The sequence below is a fragment of the Candidatus Eisenbacteria bacterium genome, from assembly GCA_005893275.1.
Taxonomy (GTDB): Bacteria; Eisenbacteria; RBG-16-71-46; order SZUA-252; family SZUA-252; genus WS-7.
Window position 1 is genome coordinate 1 of the sequence record VBOW01000033.1, and the last position, 814, is coordinate 814.

An 814-nucleotide genomic window follows, 5' to 3' on the forward strand; every position below is an offset into this window, starting at 1 on the left:
CGCGCTGGACCGGAAGTACGCCGACGTGAAGGGGTTCCCGGCCCGAGGCAGAGAGTTCCGGATAGGGCTCACGATGAATCCGTAATTGCATGTGGGGTAACACCCCGAACGGTTATATCCTTAAACGAGTTTCTGCGGCGCATCGCGCCCACGAGTTCCAATCGCTCGTTTTTCCCCGATCTCTCCGTTGTTGCGTTCTGGGAGGATCGGCGGACGGCGTTCTCCTATCCGGTCCCCCATCGGGGAAACGGGGCGAGTCTTCATGGGAGGGTCGTCCGATGTATGCCCGAATTCCGGTCACCCTGGCTATTCTTTTGCTCTTCCTCCTCGCAGGGGCCACGAATTCGGAAGCCGGACCATCCGCCGCGGATCGAGCGAACGAGGTCACGCTCGCGCAGAGTCCCTCGGAGCGCGCGCGAGCCGTGAGCGGCCCGGTCCTGATCGCGCCCGCACCGATGTCCGTTCCGCAGGGGACGACCGCGGACCAGTACCTCTACGCGACGGACGGGGACGGGGACCCGATCACGTTTTCCAAGACGTTCGGCCCGTCCTACATGACCGTAACCACGATCTATCCGAGCCACGGCTACGCCACGGGAAACGTGCACTTGGCGCCTTCCTTCGATGACGTGGGCACGGCAACCGGCGGGATCGCGGCGAGCGACGGGTCCTCCGCTTCTACCGCGACGCTCGACATCACCGTGACCCCCAACCGGGCGCCGATCCTGGACCAGCCGTCCCCGATGAGCGGAGGGGTGGGCCAGACGATCGACCAGACCCTGACCGCGACCGATCCCGACCGGAATCTCCTCTC

The 814-nt window shown here is 64.9% G+C and carries 1 protein-coding gene; it reads left to right on the top strand.

From position 1 onward, the window contains the following. Positions 1 to 278 precede the first annotated feature (278 nt). A partial coding sequence (locus E6K76_07705; GenBank protein ID TMQ58487.1) for a hypothetical protein occupies positions 279 to 814 on the top strand: 536 nt, incomplete at its 3' end.